The sequence below is a fragment of the Staphylococcus sp. AntiMn-1 genome (assembly GCF_001663395.1).
Lineage (GTDB): Bacteria > Bacillota > Bacilli > Staphylococcales > Staphylococcaceae > Staphylococcus > Staphylococcus equorum.
The window spans coordinates 85887-108409 of sequence record NZ_CP012968.1 but is presented as its reverse complement, the minus strand read 5'-3'; the positions used below and the strand labels follow the sequence as shown (position 1 = coordinate 108409).

Here is a 22523-nt window from a genome sequence, read left to right as displayed (position 1 = left end):
ACCTTTTCTTAATTTCACATATAGAATTATAACATACCTCAAGATACAACACCGAATCTAACAATGTTTAGTTATGAAATTATATATTTTTGTCATACTTACAGGAAAATTAAAGTCTTCTTTTTCTGTTAACTGCATCCACACCATATTCTCTGGTAAAATAATGTCATCTTTATGCACATTTTCTTGAGATATAAACACTTCAATATCCCATGTGATATGTGTAAATTGATGTTTTAATTTAAATGCAGGTGTTTGATCAAATATCACTTGTGTCCCTAATACTGTGTTGATATGCTTATCTTCCTCTGCTTCGTACATTGGAAATTCCCACATATTATTCAATAATTTTTGTGTACGTTTTTCAATTAAATAAGCATTATCTTCATTTTGAAGAAGATAAACATGCTGTTTTATATGTTTCTTCTTAACTTTTGTTGTTTTTACAGGCAATGATTGAACAGTCCCTTGTTCAAATGCTTCACAATGATCTTGAACCGGACAGAATAAACATAATGGAGCTTTCGGTGTACATACCAATGCACCTAATTCCATCATTGCTTGGTTAAATGTACCGGCATCTTGCTCAACGTATGGTTGTAATTCATTCTCAAATGCTTTACGTGTTGATTGCAATTTCGTATCTCTCTCATCATTGTTTAGTCGTGACCATACTCTAAAGACGTTTCCATCCACAGTTGCTAAAGGTTTGTCGAAAGCAATACTCATAACTGCTGCTTGTGTATAAGGGCCTACACCTTTTAACTTTCCAAATGTCACCGGTTCGTCTGGTACGACACCGTTGTAACTTTCATGTACTTCTTTTATTGCCGTGTGAAAATTACGTGCTCTACTATAATAGCCTAAGCCTTCCCAATATTTGAGCACTTCATCTTCATGTGCTTGACTTAACTCAGTAATAGTTGGGAAGCGATGAATGAATCTATGATAGTAATCTATAACCGTTTTAACTTGGGTTTGTTGTAACATTACTTCACTCAACCATATATAATATGGATTAGAGGTTTCTCTCCAGGGCATTTCACGTTGATGTTCGTCAAACCATGTAACGAGATTATTCTTGAATTTTGACTCATTAAACATTTTACACATCTCTTTCTATTAGTAATTCTTAAAAATTTCAAAATAAATTTTAGTATGTTATTTTTATTATTTATGATATTAGATTATAATGAATATATATTATTGACATGAAACGAGTTGAATACTTATGGATACAGGCACACATATTGTCATGGGTATCGGTTTAACAGCTTTAGCTACTCAAGACCCGGCAATGGCAGGATCATTTGTAGCCACAGCTACCACATTAGTAGTTGGCTCTTTAATACCTGATGGCGACACTGTTTTTAAATTAAAAGATAACGCTACCTATATATCAAATCATAGAGGTATTACACATTCAATACCCTTTACGATATTATGGCCTTTATTAATTACTTTATTAATTTTTACATTTTTCAAAAACGTTGATATAACACATGTTTGGCTATGGGCTCAGCTTGCAGTATTTCTACATGTGTTTGTAGATATTTTCAATTCTTATGGTACACAAGCGCTAAGGCCTATTACTAACAAATGGATACAACTCAGTGTAATTAATACGTTTGATCCAATTATATTTATCTTGTGGTGTATCGGAATACTGCTTTGGTTAGTTGGGATTCATCCATATCTTGTGTTTTTCCCAATTATCGCTATTCTTGTAGTATATTATATCATTCGCTTTAGAATGCAAGCTGTGATTAAACAACAAGCTCTAAAACAAATTCAACAAGAACATAATCCAGTAAAAGTATTTGTAGCTCCGACAATTCGCTTCATGCAATGGCGTGTTGCAATACAAACTGAAGAACATGATTATGTGGGACGTAGTTTTGGTAGAAACATTGTATTTAGTGACAAATCAAAACGTCACCCATTTCCAAGTGATGATTTAATGCAATATGTTGAAGGTGATAAAAATATTAAAACATTCCTTAACTTCTCAACTATTTATCGTTGGGAAGCTAGAAAATTAGATGATGAAACAACCGAAATCAGATTAATTGATTTACGTTATTTAAAAAATGGACATTATTCTTTTGTAGCTATTGCCCATTTAGACGATGAAATGACTATCGATCATTCTTATATCGGCTGGGTCTTTAGCGAAGATAAATTACAGAAAAAATTATTTGCAAAGTAACACGTTAAAGAATTTAATACCTCTAAATACAATAAGAACTGGAAAGATTCGTTGATTGATAACGAATCTTTCCAGTTCTTTTCTTATTTTAGTTTAATTAATAATCCATAATCTTTAATCTTTTTCGTTTAAGTCATCCGCTTCAATCATATTTTCATCTGTATCTGAATGCGAAACAATGGTTTCATCAGGAATTGCGTACAAATATTTTCTGTGTGCCATTATTCGATATTTAGCAAAAATAACTACACAAAGTATTGCTAAAAATAATATATAATATAAATGATAAGGTATATTATTCAAGCTTAACGCACCAAGTACGACCGACTGTGAAACACCTTCAATAAGGTAATATAGTGGATTCAACATTAATATGTGCGAGATCAGTGTCGTATTACTTGTTGGTATAAAGAGTATTGGAACAATAAAAAACATCACTAATGAAATCACATAAAACATGACATTGATTTTGCGACGAACAATAGCTGAAAGACCTAATATTGTCGATACAAGTATCATGAATAGCATCGACATTACAACGTAATAAAACGTAGAGGGTATAGAACTTTCAATATTAACAGGTGTTGCATATATCATAATAATTAAAGTTATAAACATTGTTATACTCGTAATGATTGCTATAACAACATTTTGAAATATTGGATTCAAGTTAAATAGCTTACCAGTAAAGTAATCAATTTTGTAAGTGTTATAGCTTCGATATACAGCAATCCAAATATAAGCAAAAGTTGTTAACCCAGCCAATCTAAAATAGGCACGAGCTTGAATTAGTTCTTCAGTGCCTTTTATTTTAAATATTAACATTAATAAAAATAGCAATGCCAAGCTTGATAAAAATGGTATGACAAGCCATACCCACTGTGATTTTAATCGGTGATATGCTTGTGTGCTAAGATATGGCACGTTTTTAAAAAAACTAATTATACTATCAATCATTCTTTACACCTACAATTCAATATATATCCATTTATTATTTTTTAAATCAGCCATAAAATAGCCTTCTCCAGATTTAGTAATCCAGAAATTATTTTCAATATCGAACTTTTCTTTTAATTCTTCCTTCTTCTTAATAGGGAATGTAAAGCCTTTAAGTTTATTTTCGTCATTAAAAATCATAGAAATAGGTTGTTGTACTATAGGTACTACAAAGCGATTGTCCTTATTATTTTCTGGAACAAGCCCTTCTGTTACTGTACTATGTTTTTTATGCAAATGACTGTTGAAAAATTCATAAAAATTAATATAGTTATTATGCATGTATGGTGCTAATGATTTAGAACTATGTTCTTCATATAAAGCTGCTGGTTCAAAGAATCGCACTTTATTTTTAGCAACCTTATAATGTTTATTGTCTACATCAATTCTATAATTCTCATTATTTTCAGCAGTAATTGTTACAAAACCATACTGATTTATTTTTTGTTTATTTCCATTTTCCATATCTTCCACAGTAATAGATTCATCTAATACGATAGCGTAACCTAGCATTTCTTCATATGGATCTTTATTTTGGTTTTGTATTGAGGCTTGATCAATATTTTGTCCAATCTGTAACTTCCCAACATTATTAAACATTAAAACTGCCATAAATAATAAGCCAACTACAAATACTGAAAGCCACGTCCAAAATCTAACGAATGCAACAGGTGGTTTCACATGATTATATCTTTCTATACGTTTGAAATTGTATGTTAATTCCGGCGTTCTTGTTCTACTTTTTTTCCAATCAACATCAAAGTTCGCCTTCTCTTGTTCATCTTCCAATGACAATCTATCTTTCTCATGGTCTTTAAATACTGGTAATACTTGATTTAAAGAGCCTTCCATTCTAAGTTGACCATGAGAGACCCAGGCAATGTAATTACTCGTCTGAGCTATACGTTGAACATCATCATCGATCATCACAATTGTTGAATTTTGATTTATGTATTCTTCTGTAAGTCCAATTGCTTTTTCGATAAAAGATTCATCTAAAAATTGTAATATATGATTAAAAATAATAATACTTGCTTTTGAAGTTCTTGCTAATGCAAATAATAATTGTGCATATTGTGAATCAGTTAATCGGTTAACTTTAACATCCGCTTTATCTTCAAGGTGTGCATACCTTATAATTTGCTCTACTTTATGATCCGAAGTTTTATATTGAAACAATATGACTGCATTAGCCACAAACTCATTTACAGAAGTATGTTGCAATAATTTATCTTCAATATCAGCAAAAAACAAGTCTCTTTTTATAACGACTTTTCCCTTATCGGGTTGTATTTCACCACTTAATAAACGCCCTATTAATGATTTAGAAGAACCCGGTTCACCTATTATCCCTAAAGCTTCACCTTGATAGATATGGAGGTTAAAATTATTCAATTCTATATCTTCTTCATCATAACCAAATGGTAAATACCATTTGGAGGATTTTTTATTTCTATAATAATGAGTTACATTTAGTAACTTTAATATAATTGAACTACCCATCCTATCTTCATCCTTCTACAATTTTAATAATGCGAGTGGTAAACCTTCTTCAGGTTCTGAACTTTTAATTCTAAAGCCCCACGCAAAAACGCCTTTTAACCGTTCAACTTTGAAATAGCTTTCTGTGCCATCATTTAATTTGTATATTTTACCTAATTCTACTTTGTTTCTATCTACTAGATAGCTTTCTGCAATAATTACTTTACTTGCATATACGTCATATTCATTAAAAATGCCATTCATTTCTGCTTTACGCATTTTCTCTTTATAACCTTGTATCTCATGACGTAATTCAATTTCACTCATTTCACTCAATTTCTTCTGTTCCATCTACTATTCCACTCTCTTCTAATTTAGCTTTAATTTTATCATATTTATAGCCTTTTCTCATAAGTGCTTCTATTGTTTTATTAATTAATTTTCTACCTGAAAATTTTCTTGAATATTTATTATATGCTTTTTCTAATTCGTTTTGTAATAACTCATCTAATTGTTCTTCAGGTTGTGAAAAATCCATTTCATCCATTACTTCTTTAATTTTCTCAAAAGAATAACCTTTTTGCATTAATGATTGTGTTAATTTCTCTTTTCTTTTTACTAATGGCCCTTTTTTCTGTTTCAAAATTTTATTTGCAACTTTTAATATATCTTCCATAGATTGCTCCTGTTCATAAATCTGGCTATATTCATCAATAATTAATTGTTCAATACCAGCTTCTCGTAATTTTTGTTTATATATTCCAGGACCTTTATCTGTCGTTAAGATCATGGTGTTTTTTAAACTATTCGCATAATCATTATGATCTATGAGCTTTTGCTCATGACAGTAATCTATGACTTTAGCAATAACTGACTCTGAAATTTCTTTCTTTGTAAGATGTTTTATTACTTCATGGTCAGTTCTTTTTCTATATGAAATATATTGAATAGCTGCATTAACTGCTTGCCTGTATTGTTCATAGCTTTGGATTTCTTCCATATCTTTAGCTTCAACAATTTGACCTTTGTTTAAATTAAAATAGACAAAGGTATCAATATCGATTCCCATTTCAAATTCATCATCTAAATATAGATTAAAACGTTCTTTATTCTTTTTTTGCACTTCTATCTTTGTTATTTTAGGCATATAATTCACTCCACTTATAAGAATAACTTATATTGATTATGAATGGAATTATAGTGTATAGCATATTTGAAATTGCTATTAATCCCTGTATGTATATTTAAATTATAACATCAAAAAAGGAGTAGGATAGAAATCAAAATTTGATTTCGTATTCCCACTCCCACAAAACTGATTAGAAAAAGCTAAAACACTTACATAAGAACTACTTGTCTTCATAAACGAAGTAGTAGTTCTTTAATAGCTTGATATAAGCGCATTTTCAATTCTGTCAACTACTGACAATTTAATAATTGAGGCTGAAACATGTATAAATCATGCACCTACTGAATTTAGACTGTAGTATTCTATTCTCTTAGTTTATTACACGCCGAGTTCTTGGATTGCATTTTCATACTGCTCATCAGTAATATAATCCTGTTGTTTCATTTTCTCTAAATCTATTTTTACACGATTGATAAAATTATCCGACATGTTATTCACATTGTATACACTTGGTGCATTAATCTTACTAGCTAAAATTGCACTTTGTAATACAGATATTTGAGGTAAATTAGGATTATTTTTATCTGTTGTTACCCCAAAAAAGTGATTTGCTGCTGACTCAACAGTGTATTGATCACTTCCAAAATAAATGTTGTTTACATAAAAACTTAAAATTTCATTTTTATCATACGTTTTTTCTGCGCGATGTGCTACAAATAATTCTTTGATTTTTCTTGTTAGTGATTGTTCATTATCATAATAATAGTTTTTCACTACTTGTTGCGTAATGGTACTTCCACCTTGCACGCTATTCTCACTTATTGTTGAAAATAGTGCGCGTGACGTACCTTTGAAATCAAATCCATTATGTTTATAATATCTTTCGTCTTCCATTGCTATAAATGCACCCTTAGTATAGTCTGGCATATTTGAAACTGAGACGAATGTTTCTTTATCTTCAATACTTCTCAATTCATCAACATCTGCTCGTAAAGAAAATGCATACATTGTAGCTATAAACGCAGCGATTAAAATGATGATAGGTATTAATATCTTTATCAACAAACCTTTTCCTTTTTTCTTTTTTGGTGGTTTATTTACTGGTTGGAAATAGGTATTATGCTGCGGTATATTTGAATTTTTTTGACTGGTTTGTTTTTTAGTTTGCTTATAACGATCGCTTCTTTTCATGCGCTAGCTCCTTTATGTTGCTCTCATATCATTATAAGTGAGTTTATCAATAGTTTAAATGTTTATCTACACCAAATTGAAAATATCAGTCCAAGGGTGTATGTCACGCTACGCATAGAGTTTCATTGTAAGCATATTTCATATATGTTTGGGTTTATTAAGCATTATACAACCATAAGATATGAGGATGGGATATCTATTTATGTCCCATCCTCACCATATATACTATCGCGATAATTATCATTGTAAAATATAAAAACTGGAAAAACCCATAGCGTCAGAATATATCTAAAAGATTGAACTTTAAATTCAACCTATAAAATATAATCATTACCATACGTTTTTCCAGTTATATATTATGGACAATCACGTCCAAAGTTTACGTTAATTAATAAATTTCAATTAATCTGTTAATTGATTTGCAATTTCTCTATTAAAATCATCTAAGTCATCAGGTGTACGACTCGTAACTATATTTTTATCTACAACTACAGATTCGTCTACAACTTGTGCGCCTGCGTTAGATAAATCTTTACGGACATTTAACACTGCTGTTAAAGTACGTCCATTCAAATCATCAGTATCTATTAAAATTTGAGGTCCGTGGCAAATTGCAAATGTTGGAACATCATTTTTTGTGAAATACTTAGCAAATGTACCATATCTACCTTCTGAGTCACCACGTAGATGATCTGGAGAAAATCCACCTGGAATTAATAATCCATCGTAATCTTCTGGCTTAGCATCTGCAATACTAACTTCTACTGTAGCTTTTGCACCATGTTTACCAACAACTTCACTATTCGCTGTATCGCCAATAATTACTGTTTCATGCCCCGCTTCTTCAATTGCTTCTTGAGGGCTTGTTAATTCAACATCTTCAAATTCATTTGTTACTATGATTGCTACTTTTTTAGCCATGTATAATCACCTTTCCTATTTGCGTTCTACATTATGTATAGACGAAATTAAGAAAAGTTAAACATACAGTAGCTCAATCTCACTTATGGACAGACTGAACTTATTCAGATGTGTTTGATACAGTTTTTACTTTTTCTTCTAACTGATCTAATAAACCAATCCACTCATCAATGTCTTCCACTTTTACTTCGTTTGGATTAACTTGGTCTATATCGTCAATAAACTTTTCTAATCTTTCTTTTATTTGATCAATTGTTTGATTTTCATTCATTATCTAATGAGACTCCTTTTTATAAGATATTATTATCCTAACATGGAATTAACAACTTTTGATAGTAGCAGAATAATATTATAACGAAATACTAAGTGTAGTGTTTCAGAGTGTCAACGCGTCTCTGACTTTGTTGACACTCTTTTTGTGCTCGTTGTGCTCAGGCACAATCTTATCTTGTAGTTTTTAGCTAGTGCTTTATTAACTACTCAGTAATCGGCATAAATCACTGCCATTTTAAAAAAATATATAAAGTGATAAAGGTGCATATCGGCTTGTATTAATCCGATTTGCACCCTCGATTTGTATTATCCTAATTGTTGCACGCTTGATAAGAACTCAATCGTGCTTTTACTTTCTTCTCTACGTTCTTTCCTTCTCTTGACTCGAGCAGGTGCCGTATCATAAAACCACTTTTCTGTCTGTGATTCTGGATATACTTGAGGTACTTCTATTGGCTTACCATCTTCACCGAGTGCTACAAATGTTAAAAAACTTAATGCTGCTAAATGTCTTTCATTTTTAAGCACATCTTCTATAATAATTTGAACACAGACTTCCATCGAAGATTTTCCCGCATATGAGACCATAGCTTCATAAGAAACTACAGCACCTGTTTTAATTGGTTTTAAAAAGTCTACCGAATCAGTTGAAGCTGTGACCACCTGTGAATTACTATGTTTCGTTGCTGTTATAGCAGAAATTTCGTCAATGTTCGCCATCAACATACCGCCAAACATTGTCTTTAAATGATTCGTTTCCTGTGGGAATACTTGTCTCTCTTTAATACTTCGTGCTTCAGACATCGATTTACGTTTTGGTCTTTCCATAATTTAATCAATCCCTTTTCTTTTATCAGACAAAAAGTGAGTGCTCTGAATATAGTAGACTATTTCAGAACACTGACAACTCATCCCTCTCTCTCTATTTTGACCAGTTACCATTTTCGAAGACGAGTTCTTTTTCATCCTCTTGTGTCACGCCATAAATCGTTAAATCTTTACTACCAATCATAAAGTCCACATGAATAAGTGAATCATTTAATCCTTGTGCTAACTTTTCGTCTGTAGTCATTTCTGTACCACCCTCTATATTAAAACCATAAGCTGAGCCTAATGCAATGTGACAAGATGCATTTTCATCGAACAATGTATTATAAAAAATGGTATTGCGGTTAGAAATCGGTGAATCATCAGGTACTAGTGCAACTTCACCTAATCGCTTAGCACCTTCGTCTGTATTTAATAAATCACGTAAAACCTCTTCGCCTTGCTTAGCTTTATAATCAATTACTTCTCCATCTTTAAAAGTTAATGTAAAACCATCTATAATATTACCATTATGACTTAATGGCAATTTATTCGTCACATAGCCATTTACTTTTAATCTATGAGGTGCAGTGAACACTTCTTCAGTTGGAATATTAGCTACAAAGGCTTGACCACCACTCGCATAACTTGTTGCATCTTCCCATATATGACCTTCTGGTAAACCAATTTCTAAATCTGTACCTTCAGAAATATAGTGAAGTGCTTTATAATTTTTACTTTGTAATTTATCTGCATGTTTACTTAGATTAGCAACATGGTCTTTCCAATTAGCCACTGGATCATTTCCATCTACGCGAACGATATCTAATACTTCATCAATGAACGTGTTGTAAGCTGCTTCTTCTGATAGTTCTGGATAAACACGACTTGCCCAAGCTTTTGATGGATAGGCTGCCACACACCATGGAAATTGGTTTTTCTGACTTGCTTCCATATATCCTTTATATGCAGTAGCATACTGTTTTTGGAAAGTTGATAATTTATCACGGTCAATGCCATTTAATAAATCAGGATCTTGTGTTATGAGTGCTAAATTTGCAGCGCCTCTATCTACATAATCCATGCGCTTAGCCACTTCATAATCTTTCACTTCATTACTTTCAAAATGTTCTACTGGTTCATATTCGAATTTTAGGCGAGAAAGTCGATCATCACTATAGTCAACTTTAACATCAGATGCACCTCGTTTATATGCAGCTTCTACTATGTAATGTGTTAATTCAATAGCATCAACACTTGAGCGAATAAATACTGGTTGACCTTCTTGTACATTCATTCCTACACCAACTAAAAGTTCGGCGTATTGTTTTAATTTTTCTTGTAATTGAGTCATATTTATACACTCCTTTTATTTGCGTATTTGACCAAGTGCGTCTGCAATTGCAGCTGCTTCACTTGGTGTAAATGACGCTTTTGATGTTACATATTCATGAATTTCAGCTATTTCTTGCTTATCTGCTTCTTCATATTTATCTGGATCAATCAAGCTTTGATTCACAAGATTTAAACGTTCTCTTATTTCTACTATCATTTGTTCATTAGTATTTGTCACTTCGTTCACCCCTTTTATCAACTTATTTTATCAAATTTACGTTTCTTGTAAAACTTTTATCACAATAATGCTTTAGAAATGATTAAAAAAGCTTTAAAATGGGAATTAGCAATATATAATTTGGAGGTAGTCACATGATTTCAGTAGCATTCGTTTGTTTAGGCAATATTTGTCGCTCACCAATGGCAGAAGCTATTATGCGACAAAGATTACTAGATCGAAAGATAACAGGTTTAAACGTAACCTCTAGAGGTACAGGTGAATGGAACTTAGGTCAGCCACCTCATGAGGGTACGCAAGATATTCTCACTAAAAATGATATACCCTTTGATAACATGATCAGTGAACTATTTAAAGCTGATGATGACTTTGATTATATCATTGCAATGGATCAAAGTAATGTAGAGAATATTAAACAGATCAATTCAAACATTAATGGACAATTGTATAAACTATTAGACTTTAGTGATATGAATGAGACTGACGTACCTGATCCTTATTATACAAATAATTTCGAAGGTGTTTATAAAATGGTACAATCATCTTGTGATAACTTAATTGATTTTATAGTTAAAGATGCAAATCTAAGAGAGGGGTAAAACATCATGCAAAATAAATTAATTCCAGGAATTCTATTAGGTGCCGTAATTGGAGGCGCAGCAACATTGGCTGACAAATCAACTCGCCAATCATTAAAACAATCAATTAAAGATAGAAAAGAAGGCAATCGTTCTCAAAAACCTTCAGCGATCAACAACGTAAAAGACGAGATAGTATATTGGAAAGATGTGGTAGAAGAAATTCGCCGTAATAATCCAGAATTAGAACGTTCTTTAAAAGATGCGAAAAATACATTCGTTGAGCGTAAAAACAATCGCTTAAACAATTAATTTGTTTATAGTATAGTATTTTTGATTCCACATGTTTAAATAATTAAATTAAGGCAATACCTAATATTACATGTTTAGGTATTGTCTTTTGTATATAACTTGTAATGTGCGATATTTTAAAAATCTAAAAACAATTTTTAAAAAAGAATATAAACAGTTATTTACCTTCTTTAACTTTTAAAGTATATTAAACAATATACTGAAAATATCAATACATAAGGAGATTTGATATGTCTAAAAAAGAGAAAACAACTTCAAAGTTTCTAAACTCAACTAAAAAGGATGAAGATAAGAAGTCTAAGAAATCAAAAGATGAACAAATCGGGCGTGATCGTACGTATATCACGCCTAATGAATTCAAATCAAAATCACCTAAGAAAGACAATCAAGAATTCTTTGTATCACGTATCAATAAACCAGCAAAATATACAAAAAACCCTAATTTTTTCTCTTATCTTATTTATAGAATAGGTAAAGATGATGCATCCGGTTTATCTGCACAATTATCCTATTACTTCATGTTGTCACTGTTCCCTATGCTCCTATTCTTATTATCAATAGTACCTGTAATAGGTGTTGAACAATCAACGATTAGAGATATGATTAAAGAGCACGTCCCACCAGATTATGCAGGACAAGTATCATCAATCATTGGTGATATTATGAGTAATGCTAGTGGCAGTATATTATCTGTAGGTTTGATTTTAGCACTTTGGTCTGCTTCAAACGGTATGACAGCAATTATGAACTCTTTCAACGTCGCATATGACGTTGAAGATAGTAGAAACTTTATTGTTTCTAAATTATTTAGTGTGTTATTTACACTTGCTATGATTATCGTCTTACCTATCGCGCTGATATTACCTACCTTTGGAGAACAAATCGGTTCGCTTTTATTTGGCCCACTTGGTTTAGGTGATCAAATTAAATGGATTTTTAATTTAGTACGTGTGGTATTACCATTAATCATTATTTTCATAGCGTTTATGGTTTTATATACGTTAGCGCCAAATGTTAAAATTAAAATGAAATCTGTAATACCAGGTGCAATATTCGCTACGATTGTATTTTTAGGTGGCTCATTCTTATTTGGTATATATATATCAAATTTTGCTAACTATTCTAAAACATACGGTAGTATCGCTGGTATCATTATTTTAATGTTATGGTTATACATTACAGGCTTTATTATTATTATCGGCGCTGAAATCAACGCGATTATCCACCAACGTAAAGTAGTCGCTGGTAAAACACCAGAGGAACATACAATGGCTGAGATAGAAGAGAACGAAACAACTCACGTTGGTAGCGAAGCTGATATCAATGCTGAAAATGAATCCACACATGCTACTGATTCCAATCATAATATTTCAGACTCAAACAACAAAAAATTATAATTTAATATAAACTTTGCTAAATAGCTGATAGGTATCTAAATCATGATGTCTATCAGCTATTTTTGCTTTCTAATTTATATCAGTCCTGTTTAGTATAGAGCCCTTAAAGCACGTAAAAAGACTAAAACCGAAACGTAAATGTCTATCATCTACGTTTCGGTTTTAGCCTTTTGGAAATACTTAAAATAGAATTCATTACTGTATTAAATTATGCTGGAATGCATAAATAACTGCTTGTGTTCTATCTTGTACTTCTAATTTACTTAATATATTACTTACATGTGTTTTTACTGTTTTAATCGTTATGTGTGATGCACTCGCAATTTCTTGGTTTGAGTAACCTTTTGCGATAAGTAATAGAATTTCCATTTCTCGTTCCGTTAACATTTCATATAATTCGGCACGTTGTTTCATTCTATTTCTCATCTTCACAAGCACTTCAGCTTCAAATACAGACTCATTTTTATACGTTTTACGAATAGCCTCGGCTATATCACTAGCACTAGTCGTTTTCAAAATATAGCTGTCTACGCCAGAATCTAAAGCACGATATACTTCATTATCTTCAATGTAACTTGTTAACATTACAACTTTAATATGGGGTAAGTCTTTTTTAATTTGCTCGGTAGCATCGACACCATCCATATCGTCCATAAGCAAGTCCATTAAGATTAAATCTGGATTTAGTTGATGAGCCTTTTCAATCGCATCTTTTCCTGACTGACCTTCCCCTACAATATCAATATCTGGCTGTGTAGATAAGTAACTAGAAATTCCAATTCGAACCATTTCATGATCATCAACAAACAAAACTTTAATCGTCATGTGAATCCTCCTTATTTAATGGTGCCTTTACTTCAATTCTTGTACCTGAATCTGGTAAAGAAACAATATGAAACGTTGCACCAATTTCAAGCGCACGTTCTCTCATGTTTTTTAAACCATAACTTTGTTCTACCTTATCATCAACATTGAACCCTTTACCATTGTCTTGAATGCGTAATAATAAGTAATCTGCCATATTAAACAATTCTACTGTTACTTTGGTACCTTTTGAATGTCTCAAAGTATTAGATAAAGCTTCTTGCGTAATTCTGAACAAATGATCTTCAATACCTTTAGGTACTTCAAATTCTTCAATATCATGTACAACTTTCATAGGTACTTTTTTCTTTAAATCAACGACTAAATCTTTAATACCTTCACCTAATGATTTGTCTTTTAATCCAATAGGTCTTAAATGTAATAGTAAAGCTCTCATCTCTAACTGAGAATCTTGTACCATTTTTTCTAATATCGGAATTTGTTGATCTAAAGGTGCTTCTAACTGTGTTTCTTTAATAGCTGAAAGCATCATACTCGCTGCAAATAATTGCTGACTTACTGAATCGTGTAATTCACGTGCAAGCCTTTGTCGTTCATCTTCTATAATCTTTTTAACTTTCACATCATTTATATTATATGATTCATTTGTTAAGTTTTGCGTTTTCATACGTAATTTGTGAACTTCTTGATTTAATGGAACTAACGTTTGATACAATTCAATTGTTTCATTATATAATTCAATGTTTTGATCATTAATACCTACTGTTTGACCTTCAATAGAACGTTCTATTTGGTCTTGTAACCAGTGATTTTGTTGATTTATTTTATATGCTAATACCGATCCTACAATAATACAAAGAAAAATAACTAATAAGTTTAAAAATAGTAAAACTGGTATTCCAAAAATTTGTGTATAAAACATACCTTGAAAATATACTATGTTTACAAATACTTTATCGATAAAAAACAGAGCAAAAAATGTGCTATAAACTAATATCAACATGGATCCTATTGCTCTTATGTAGTGATTCATTTATAAATCACCTCAATATCGCCAATTAGCGTCGAAACATAAATGTTTACAGCATAGTTTTCTTCTTTCGTTTCTTCCAAGATTTTAATGTTATTATTTTCTACTTTATAAGAAGTTTCATTAACATAAGCATTCCCATACAAGGCAGTGAAGTTTAAAATAATATTATAATTTAAAGGTACAATAATTTGTACTTTACCTATAATATGTCGTATCACTACAGTATTATTTTCTTTAATATTAGCAGCTTTAGACATATCTATATGAATATCACCTATGCCATGTTGCACTTGTAAGTCTTCCCATTTATATACATATACTGGTGTGCGTTGCTCTCCAAACCATTTTTGTTTAATGAAGTTTGGGGACTCAACTGCTTCATCTGTAGCGACTACTTTAAATGGTTTAAACCTATAAATAATATATCTTATAATTAGCATTATTAAAAAGATAAATAAAATGATAATTGTGTATTTGTTGGATAATAAAGTGAATGCAATCAACAAAGCACCAATCCAAAATGATAAAAGTCCCCGTATTTTATGGAAATACAAATAACCGACATAGGCTAAGATACAGCCAAGTAATAACACGAGTAGGAAACCAATTTTTTCAAAGAATATATAATAAAAATTGGCAATAATCAATAATGTTGTAAAAACAATTAACATCTCAGTCGATATATATTTATGAGTCATGTTTCGCCACCTTTCTTCAAGCGACTAAACTAATGCGTTCGATTAGATCACACTCAGTTTCAATATTAGCTCTCTCTGTTGCTTGTTGTGATAAATCGGCTTCAATACGAGCGTAGTCTGCTTCCATTTCATTTAATTCACATTTTATTTGCTCAATATCTTTATGTTCTATCTCTTCAGCACAATCAATGTACTCTTTATCCAACATATCAATATATTTATTTTCTAATGATAATGTCAGTCTATCAATTAAACTGCCTACATTACCTTTTCTTTCAATTAAGTATTTAATATACATTTCAACACTTCTCAATTTTTTATCAAGAAATCGTTGGTACTCCACTATGCTTGTGCGAAATGTGTGTTTTGTCATTTTTTCTAAATAAGACGTAATATAATTCATAGAATCACCTCATGATCGATTAGACTCTATTATAAAAAATATCCGGAACCATTGGTATAGGCTCCGGAACCATCTTATATTAGGACTTTAGACCGAAACACTATCTAATCTATTTTAGTAGTTAACACTGGTCCATCTTTGGTAACGATGACAGTATGCTCAATTTGAGCAACAAAACTTTTATCTTTTGTTTCAAATGCCCATTCATTTTTGCCTTCTGTCACAAATGTTGCTTTTGAAGAAATAAACGGTTCAACTGCAATCACTGTGCCCTCTTTAAGTAAAGTTTTATCCTTGGGATCATAATAGTTCATCACGTGGCTTGGTGCTTCATGAAGTGATTGTCCTACGCCGTGACCTGTTAAATTTTTAATAACTGTTAAATCATTTTTTCGTGCAGTAGCATGGACTGCTTTACCGATTTGACTTAACTTCCCACCTACTTTAACTCTTGTCATAGCCGCATCAAATGCTTCTAACGCTACGTCACAGACTTTTTGTTTCAATGGATTGTCTGCTTCGCCAACGACAAATGAAATGCCTGTATCGGCGTAATAGCCGTTCTTCAATGCTGAAACATCGATATTCACTAAATCACCTTCGCGTATTTTACGTTTGCCTGGAATACCATGCGCTACTTCTTCATTAATACTAATACATGTTTGTCCAGGAAATTTTTCATCATGGATTGGAGCAGAAAGTGCGCCATGTTTTTCAAATAACTCTTTTGCAATATCGTCTAACTCTTTTGTTGTGATACCTGGCTTCGTTTCTGCTTGCATAGTATCTCTAATTAATGCACAAATATAACCAATTTCTTTTAAAGCTGTTAATTCTTCTTCTGTTTTTACGATCATATTATCCCGTTCCTTTTTGTAAATTATATTCTTCCTTATTATAGCAGACTTTTTTTGATATAATAAATTAGAATATTTGAACACGTATAGTTTAACATTTTGATTATATGAATAACATGGCTACTTTTTGTAATTCGTGTTAATTCTCTTTTGATACATAACATGACTAGGAGTTTTTTTATGAGCAACAATTGGTATAAAGGACTTATAGGTGCACGAACGATTAAAACGGGGTTGGCTACTTTTTTAACTGCCTTTTTTTGTTTAGCATTAGATTTAAATCCTATTTTCGCAATTTTAACTGCTATTGTCACAATTGAACCCACTGCAAAGGCATCATTAAAAAAAGGATATCGTAGACTGCCAGCTACAGTAATTGGAGCGCTCTTTGCAGTTATTTTCACATTTGTTTTTGGGGACAAATCTGCTTTTGCATATGCTTTTAGTGCTACATTTACAATAATATTTTGTACTAAGTTAAAACTTCAAGCTGGAACAACTGTTGCAACATTAACAGCAATGGCTATGATACCCGGTATACATGATGCTTATTTCTTTAACTTTTTCTCAAGATTATTAACTGCAATTATTGGTCTGGTTACTGCAGGTTTAGTCAACTTTGTTGTGTTCCCACCAAAATATTATGACCAACTTGAATCTTCAATAAATGACGTAGAGTCTAAAATGTACGGGCTTTTTCATCACCGTATGCGTCAGTTACTGTTAGGCAAATTTACTAAAGGCGCACCCTACCAACAATTAAATGTATTGTTAGATTTAAATCAAAAAGTTGAGACATTACTTTCTTATCAAAAGGATGAACTGAGCTATCACAAACATCATGATTCAGAATGGATACGTTTAAAATCATTAACAACACGTACACATACAAACAGATTGTTCATCACCCATTTATCAAACTTAGTCTATTTACCTAAAGGCACGCATATCCAATTTACGAATGAAGAAAAAATCTCTATCTTAAATATTGCTCAAAGTATTAATGACATATACACAACTGGATCTTTTGAACGACAACAACAATCTGCTTCATTATTGAAAACTTCTGTTAAGGGCTTAGACGAATTTGATGATAATCAATTAAAAAGTCACCTTATTTATGAAATTCTATTAATCTATCGTATATTAGACCATCGTTTTGCATAACACTTAGCGTATATAAGTCTTATGCAGTAAAATTTAAAAAGTGGCTGTCAGATTTCCAATTGGATTTCTAACAGCCACTTTGTTTTATTAAGCTTATTCTATTTTTGTGTTACACGATTAACGATTACTTGTTTGGCAGCTTCTTCTTCAGTGTTATTTACCTGCTTAGGCGTAAATGGTATACCTTTACGTTCACATGCTTTTTCTAGTAAGTAATCAGTCACTTCATGGTTCTTAGGTAGAATTGGTCCATGTAGATAAGTTCCCAATAGGTTTTTATAATGTATACCTTCTTTAGCATCTTCATCATTATTACCATAACCATGTGTGACATTACCTAATGTGCCATATGGATGATATGTGCGGCCACCATGATTTTCAAAACCAACAATTGTACCGAATGTGTCGCTCTCAATTACAATATCGCCAGTGAGACGGTCTTTCTGTGACTCAGTATAAAAATCTAAAATATTAAGTCCTTCAAGCTCAGTACCATCAGGCGTAATATATTTACTTCCTAGAAATTGATAGCCACCACAAATTGTCAAACCAGGCATACCGTCTTCAATTACTTCTTTTAATGTCGTTTTGATTTTGCTTAATTCTTTAGTAGCTAGTGCCTGTTCCCTATCACTACCGCCACCAATAAAGAAAATATCACATTGATCAAAAGTAACGCCCTCTGTTTCATTTATATCTACAACATTTAATTTAATATCACGCATTTTTGCACGTTGTCTTAGCGCGATAATATTCCCAATATCACTGTATAAATTTAATTTATCAGGCATAAAATGATAAACAGTTAATTCATTCATCTAGCTTTGTCCTCCTCAAAAGAGTGATTTAATTGTTCTAACATAGGTGCTAGAGAAGTATAGTTAGGAATAGCTACTGTAAAGCTTTCCTTATAGTCCATCGTTTTTGCTGTCGCTTTATATATGTCTCTTTCTAAAATGATTGGTGCTTCTACACCTGCTAATTTTAATCTTAACTGCAATTCTTCTGCACGAAGCCCTGTAACAATAATTACTTCGATTTGTTGTTTGGCTAATTTTTCAAAATCAGCATCATAAATCCATGAAGTATCTCTACCGTCAGCTGCATTATCATTCAATCCTAAAACATAAACTTTACTACCTTCTAGTTGTTCTCCTATAGAAAGGCTAGCATTCATTCCGGCAGGGTTTTTGGCAAGATTAATCATTGCTTCTTTACTGTCTTTTTTAAAGTACTGCATACGTCCATTATTCGACGTATATGTTTCAAATCCACGTTTTATACCTTCATCATTGAGTCCTAATTCTTTTAGTACTGTATAAGCTGCAATCGTATTATAAGCATTAAAGTCTCCCGCGATTTTCATATTGAATGTAGCAGTTCCTACATTTAAATTAATGAATGGATTTAAATTAAATTCAGACACTTCGTATTTAGTATCTTCGCGTTTAAATCCACATTCACAATGATAATGCCCAATTTGATTATACTGAATATAATCATAATGTAATAAACGACCGCAATTTGGACAATAGCGACTCTCGTTCATTGTACTTTGTTCAAATTCATGTGCATGTGCTTTCATCCCATAATATACAACTGTATCACTAGCTATCTTCAATCTACTCACAAATGGATCATCCGCATTTAACAATAACTTAATCCCTTTATTATTAATTGCATTTGCAATATTATTTACCATAATATCTATTTCCCCAAAACGGTCCATCTGATCACGGAAGAAATTAGTAACCACCATCATTGTTGGTGTTACTTCATTGAGTACTCTTGGAATCGAGCCTTCATCAATTTCAATGACTGCAATTTTTGTACTTTGTTTAATTTGCAAAATAAATGCTGAAGTAATACCTGCAGCCATATTTGCGCCTTCATTATTATGTATGATGTCGACATCATTTACTTTTAATGTATGGCCAATTAAATTTGAAGTGGTTGTTTTCCCATTTGTGCCACTTATAAAGACAATTTCATCAACTTGTGATGCTAATTTTCTTAAAATATTTTTATCCACTTTTCTAGCAACTTGACCTGGCAAGTCTGTGCCCTTTTTCCCAGCAGCTTTACTTGCTTGCTTAGCCAATTTTGCTAAGTGGGTTGCAGTCCAATGTCTCATGTACTTCCTCCTTCACTCTTCACTCAAATATTATAACATGATTAAGTTGTATTCCAAACAATTCTCAATTGAAATAATCATGTCTTTTTACAGATTATAATCATTATTATTTACTAATGAGAATAGATTTGCTATACTGAAAAAAAACATACATGGAGGCTATTACTTATGTTAAACAAAGAATTGTTAAATGCATTAAATGAACAAATGAACCATGAATATTTTGCAGCACATGCGTATATGGCAATGGCCGCTTTTTGCGACAAAGAATCATACGAAGGTTTTGCAAATTTCTATGTTCAACAAGCAAAAGAAGAAAGATTCCATGGTAAAAAAATATATGATTATATCAATGACCGTGGAGAACACGCTTTATTTGCAACGATTCCTGCGCCAAAATCAGATTTCTCTAGTATCTTGGAAACATTTCAAGATGGCTTAGCACAAGAACAAGATGTTACACGTAGATTTTATAATTTATCAGATCTAGCTAATCAAGCGAAAGATTATGCCACTATTTCATTCTTGAATTGGTTCTTAGATGAACAAGTAGAAGAAGAAGCTATGTTTGAAACACACCTTGATTACCTAAAACGTATCGGTGATGACAGCAATACACTTTACCTATACGAGAAAGAATTAGCTGCACGTTCATTTGACGAAGAGTAATCTTCATATTAAAACTTAAGTTTATTGTCTCAAAAAACTCATCCCAATATAAATCTGGGATGAGTTTTTATGTTTATTATAGGCTTGTAATTTGGCTTGTTAAAATCTGATTAACTTGACTCTAAGCACATATTTATATAAAGTCATATCATATTCACACATGAGAAAGGAACCTTGCTTAATGAATTCTGACGCATTTATTGCCCTTGATTTTGAAACTGCCAATGGTAAACGTACTAGTATCTGTTCAGTCGGTATGGTTAAAGTTGTTAATCACCAAATCACTGAATCATTTTACACATTAGTCAATCCAAACGATTACTTTTCACAACAAAATATTGCTGTACATGGTATACAACCGAATGAGGTCTATGATGCACCTACGTTTGAAAAAGTATACCCTTTTATGATGCAATTCATTGACGACCTACCAGTTGTCGCACATAATGCTGCTTTTGATATGAATGTCCTGCATGAAAGTATTAAAGCTATAGGTAGTGATACGCCAAATATGAAATACTTCTGTTCATTACAACTATCAAGAAGAACAATAGAGAACCACCGCTACGGCTTGAATTATATGATGCAATATTATAATTTAGATTTTCATGGTCATCATGATGCATTAAATGATGCAAAAGCTTGTGCAATGATCACATTTCGCCTTTTAAAACACTATGATGATTTAAGTAGTATGCTTAATATTTATGGCAAAGATTTAAAGGATAAAGATTAATAAACTTAGCTTCAAATTTGAACTCACTTTTTAAATATAATCATAAATTGTCATGTTTTCATAAGATGCTTTTTCTAAATTACCTACTGTTACACCTACTAGTCTAATGGGTACATCTGGATCTTTTAATTCTGTATATAAAGTATAAGCTATATTATAAATATCCGTTTCATCTCTGACAGAGTCTCTTAAGCTTCGCTGTTTCGATAATGATTCAAATTTGTGCGTCTTTATTTTTACTGTAACTGTCTTACCGGATTTTTGTAATTTAGCTAACCGTTCTGCTGTTTTATGACTCAATTCCCAAATTTTTTGTAATATTTGATCATCATCATTCATATCCGTCGCAAAAGTACGCTCTGTACCAACTGATTTCCTTATTCTTGTTGGTTTAACAGGATTATAATCTATACCTCTCGCTTTGTTATATAGCCCATGGCCTCGTTTACCAAAAAGTCTTATTAATTCTCTTTCGCTTTGTTCGTATAAATCTTTACCATTGTATATTGCGTTATCGTGCATTTTCTGTTTAGAGGCTTTACCCACGCCAGGGAAATCGCCTATATCTAATTCCATTAATATCTCGTGTACATTACGATAATCAATTACTGTTAACCCATTCGGCTTGTTCATTCCGCTCGCCAATTTAGCTAAAAATTTATTATAAGATACCCCAGCTGAAGAAGTTAGTTGTGTAGCTTCAAAAATATCTTTACGTATATATTGAGCAATACTTGATGCGGGTAAATCTGCTCTAACTAGATGTGTAATGTCTAAATACGCTTCATCTAATGATAATGGTTCTACAACATCAGTATAACTTTTGAATATCTTCATAATCTTTTCTGAAGCTGCTTTATATGCTTCAAATCTTGGAGTAACATAAAAACCATTTGGGCATAACTTATGCGCTTGTGCAGTGGGCATTGCAGAATGTACACCATATTTTCTAGCTTCATATGAGGCTGTTGAAACTACGCCCCTACCGCTTGCTTTTCCACCTACAATCACAGGCTTCCCTTTTAACTTTGGATTATCTCTCATTTCTACTTGCGCAAAAAAATAGTCCATATCAATATGGATAATACGTCTTTCTGACAATGCACTCAGCTCCTTCATCGTCTATATACAAT

26 protein-coding genes are annotated in these 22523 nt (G+C 31.9%); 7 read left to right on the top strand and 19 right to left on the bottom strand.

The annotated features are described in order from the left end of the window. Nucleotides 1-57: 57 nt before the first annotated feature. Complete coding sequence (gene mutY / locus AOB58_RS00535; protein WP_002507221.1) at nt 58-1104, bottom strand: A/G-specific adenine glycosylase; 1047 nt, start codon at nt 1102-1104, stop codon at nt 58-60. Between the two features lie 127 nt (nt 1105-1231). Between mutY and AOB58_RS00530 the strand changes: the two genes are divergently transcribed. Continuing rightward, nucleotides 1232-2209 (top strand): metal-dependent hydrolase, encoded by a 978-nt coding sequence (locus AOB58_RS00530; RefSeq protein WP_021339813.1) that lies wholly within the window; start codon nt 1232-1234, stop codon nt 2207-2209. A gap of 114 nt (nt 2210-2323) precedes the next feature. Here AOB58_RS00530 and AOB58_RS00525 read toward each other — a convergent pair whose 3' ends face one another. The 10 genes from AOB58_RS00525 to AOB58_RS00485 all read right to left on the bottom strand — a co-directional run bounded on the left by AOB58_RS00525 (nt 2324) and on the right by AOB58_RS00485 (nt 10560). Further along, nucleotides 2324-3166, bottom strand: coding sequence for a hypothetical protein (locus tag AOB58_RS00525; protein ID WP_002507219.1), 843 nt, complete (start codon nt 3164-3166; stop codon nt 2324-2326). 9 nt (nt 3167-3175) lie between these two features. Then, nucleotides 3176-4708 (bottom strand): ATP-binding cassette domain-containing protein, encoded by a 1533-nt coding sequence (locus AOB58_RS00520; protein WP_002507218.1) that lies wholly within the window; start codon nt 4706-4708, stop codon nt 3176-3178. Nucleotides 4709-4723: 15 nt separating this feature from the next. After that, nucleotides 4724-5038: a YfhH family protein gene (locus AOB58_RS00515; protein WP_002507217.1), complete on the bottom strand. Its 315-nt coding sequence runs from the start codon at nt 5036-5038 to the stop codon at nt 4724-4726. Further along, complete coding sequence (gene recX, locus AOB58_RS00510) at nt 5016-5834, bottom strand: recombination regulator RecX (protein WP_021339814.1); 819 nt, start codon at nt 5832-5834, stop codon at nt 5016-5018. Before recX ends, AOB58_RS00515 begins: the two co-directional genes overlap by 23 nt. 360 nt (nt 5835-6194) lie before the next feature. Beyond that, complete coding sequence (gene sgtB, locus AOB58_RS00505; protein ID WP_002511388.1) at nt 6195-7007, bottom strand: monofunctional peptidoglycan glycosyltransferase SgtB; 813 nt, start codon at nt 7005-7007, stop codon at nt 6195-6197. 402 nt (nt 7008-7409) lie between these two features. Next, nucleotides 7410-7928 (bottom strand): type 1 glutamine amidotransferase domain-containing protein, encoded by a 519-nt coding sequence (locus tag AOB58_RS00500; protein ID WP_002507214.1) that lies wholly within the window; start codon nt 7926-7928, stop codon nt 7410-7412. A 100-nt stretch (nt 7929-8028) separates the two neighbouring features. Next, complete coding sequence (locus tag AOB58_RS13415) at nt 8029-8199, bottom strand: SE1561 family protein (RefSeq protein ID WP_002507213.1); 171 nt, start codon at nt 8197-8199, stop codon at nt 8029-8031. A gap of 308 nt (nt 8200-8507) precedes the next feature. Then, the gene (locus AOB58_RS00495; protein WP_002511389.1) at nt 8508-9029 is read right to left on the bottom strand and encodes an acyl-CoA thioesterase; all 522 of its coding nucleotides are present in this window, start codon (nt 9027-9029) and stop codon (nt 8508-8510) included. A gap of 94 nt (nt 9030-9123) precedes the next feature. Continuing rightward, nucleotides 9124-10362, bottom strand: coding sequence for an aminopeptidase (locus AOB58_RS00490; RefSeq protein ID WP_064782814.1), 1239 nt, complete (start codon nt 10360-10362; stop codon nt 9124-9126). Between the two features lie 15 nt (nt 10363-10377). Beyond that, entirely contained in the window at nt 10378-10560 is a 183-nt protein-coding gene (locus AOB58_RS00485; RefSeq protein ID WP_226956897.1) for a DUF1128 family protein, read from the bottom strand. A gap of 155 nt (nt 10561-10715) precedes the next feature. Between AOB58_RS00485 and AOB58_RS00480 the strand changes: the two genes are divergently transcribed. The 3 genes from AOB58_RS00480 to AOB58_RS00470 all read left to right on the top strand — a co-directional run bounded on the left by AOB58_RS00480 (nt 10716) and on the right by AOB58_RS00470 (nt 12868). Then, nucleotides 10716-11180: a low molecular weight protein-tyrosine-phosphatase gene (locus AOB58_RS00480; RefSeq protein ID WP_002507209.1), complete on the top strand. Its 465-nt coding sequence runs from the start codon at nt 10716-10718 to the stop codon at nt 11178-11180. A gap of 6 nt (nt 11181-11186) precedes the next feature. Next, nucleotides 11187-11471, top strand: coding sequence for a hypothetical protein (locus AOB58_RS00475; protein ID WP_002507208.1), 285 nt, complete (start codon nt 11187-11189; stop codon nt 11469-11471). A 230-nt stretch (nt 11472-11701) separates the two neighbouring features. After that, nucleotides 11702-12868, top strand: a complete 1167-nt coding sequence (locus AOB58_RS00470) for a YihY/virulence factor BrkB family protein (protein WP_002511391.1) — start codon at nt 11702-11704, stop codon at nt 12866-12868. A 195-nt stretch (nt 12869-13063) separates the two neighbouring features. Here AOB58_RS00470 and vraR read toward each other — a convergent pair whose 3' ends face one another. From vraR to map, 5 genes are all read right to left on the bottom strand, one after another. Further along, entirely contained in the window at nt 13064-13693 is a 630-nt protein-coding gene (gene vraR, locus AOB58_RS00465; RefSeq protein ID WP_002507206.1) for a response regulator transcription factor VraR, read from the bottom strand. After that, nucleotides 13683-14726 carry a sensor histidine kinase VraS gene (vraS, locus tag AOB58_RS00460; protein WP_002511392.1) on the bottom strand — a complete coding sequence of 348 codons (1044 nt, stop codon included), beginning with the start codon at nt 14724-14726 and terminating at the stop codon, nt 13683-13685. The genes vraR and vraS overlap by 11 nt, the downstream gene beginning before the upstream one ends. Next, entirely contained in the window at nt 14723-15424 is a 702-nt protein-coding gene (vraT, locus tag AOB58_RS00455) for a cell wall-active antibiotics response protein VraT (protein ID WP_064782813.1), read from the bottom strand. The genes vraS and vraT overlap by 4 nt, the downstream gene beginning before the upstream one ends. A 16-nt stretch (nt 15425-15440) precedes the next feature. Continuing rightward, nucleotides 15441-15827 carry a hypothetical protein gene (locus tag AOB58_RS00450; RefSeq protein ID WP_002507203.1) on the bottom strand — a complete coding sequence of 129 codons (387 nt, stop codon included), beginning with the start codon at nt 15825-15827 and terminating at the stop codon, nt 15441-15443. Nucleotides 15828-15931: 104 nt separating this feature from the next. Beyond that, nucleotides 15932-16684 carry a type I methionyl aminopeptidase gene (gene map / locus AOB58_RS00445; protein ID WP_002507202.1) on the bottom strand — a complete coding sequence of 251 codons (753 nt, stop codon included), beginning with the start codon at nt 16682-16684 and terminating at the stop codon, nt 15932-15934. A 180-nt stretch (nt 16685-16864) separates the two neighbouring features. On the opposite strand from map, the gene AOB58_RS00440 reads away from it, so the two are divergent. Then, complete coding sequence (locus tag AOB58_RS00440) at nt 16865-17851, top strand: FUSC family protein (RefSeq protein WP_021339816.1); 987 nt, start codon at nt 16865-16867, stop codon at nt 17849-17851. Between the two features lie 98 nt (nt 17852-17949). Here the strand turns inward: AOB58_RS00440 and AOB58_RS00435 are convergent, their stop codons facing one another. Both AOB58_RS00435 and AOB58_RS00430 read right to left on the bottom strand, forming a co-directional pair. After that, complete coding sequence (locus tag AOB58_RS00435; protein ID WP_002507200.1) at nt 17950-18669, bottom strand: lipid II isoglutaminyl synthase subunit GatD; 720 nt, start codon at nt 18667-18669, stop codon at nt 17950-17952. Beyond that, nucleotides 18666-19985 (bottom strand): lipid II isoglutaminyl synthase subunit MurT, encoded by a 1320-nt coding sequence (locus AOB58_RS00430; protein ID WP_021339817.1) that lies wholly within the window; start codon nt 19983-19985, stop codon nt 18666-18668. The genes AOB58_RS00435 and AOB58_RS00430 overlap by 4 nt, the downstream gene beginning before the upstream one ends. 168 nt (nt 19986-20153) lie before the next feature. On the opposite strand from AOB58_RS00430, the gene ftnA reads away from it, so the two are divergent. Next, on the top strand, nt 20154-20654 hold the full coding sequence (ftnA, locus tag AOB58_RS00425; protein WP_002507198.1) for an H-type ferritin FtnA: 501 nt from the start codon (nt 20154-20156) through the stop codon (nt 20652-20654). Between the two features lie 181 nt (nt 20655-20835). Continuing rightward, nucleotides 20836-21390, top strand: a complete 555-nt coding sequence (locus AOB58_RS00420) for a 3'-5' exonuclease (RefSeq protein WP_064782812.1) — start codon at nt 20836-20838, stop codon at nt 21388-21390. Nucleotides 21391-21420: 30 nt separating this feature from the next. On the opposite strand, the gene dinB is transcribed toward AOB58_RS00420, so the two are convergent. Beyond that, entirely contained in the window at nt 21421-22491 is a 1071-nt protein-coding gene (dinB, locus tag AOB58_RS00415; protein WP_021339819.1) for a DNA polymerase IV, read from the bottom strand. Between the last annotated feature and the right edge of the window lie 32 nt (nt 22492-22523).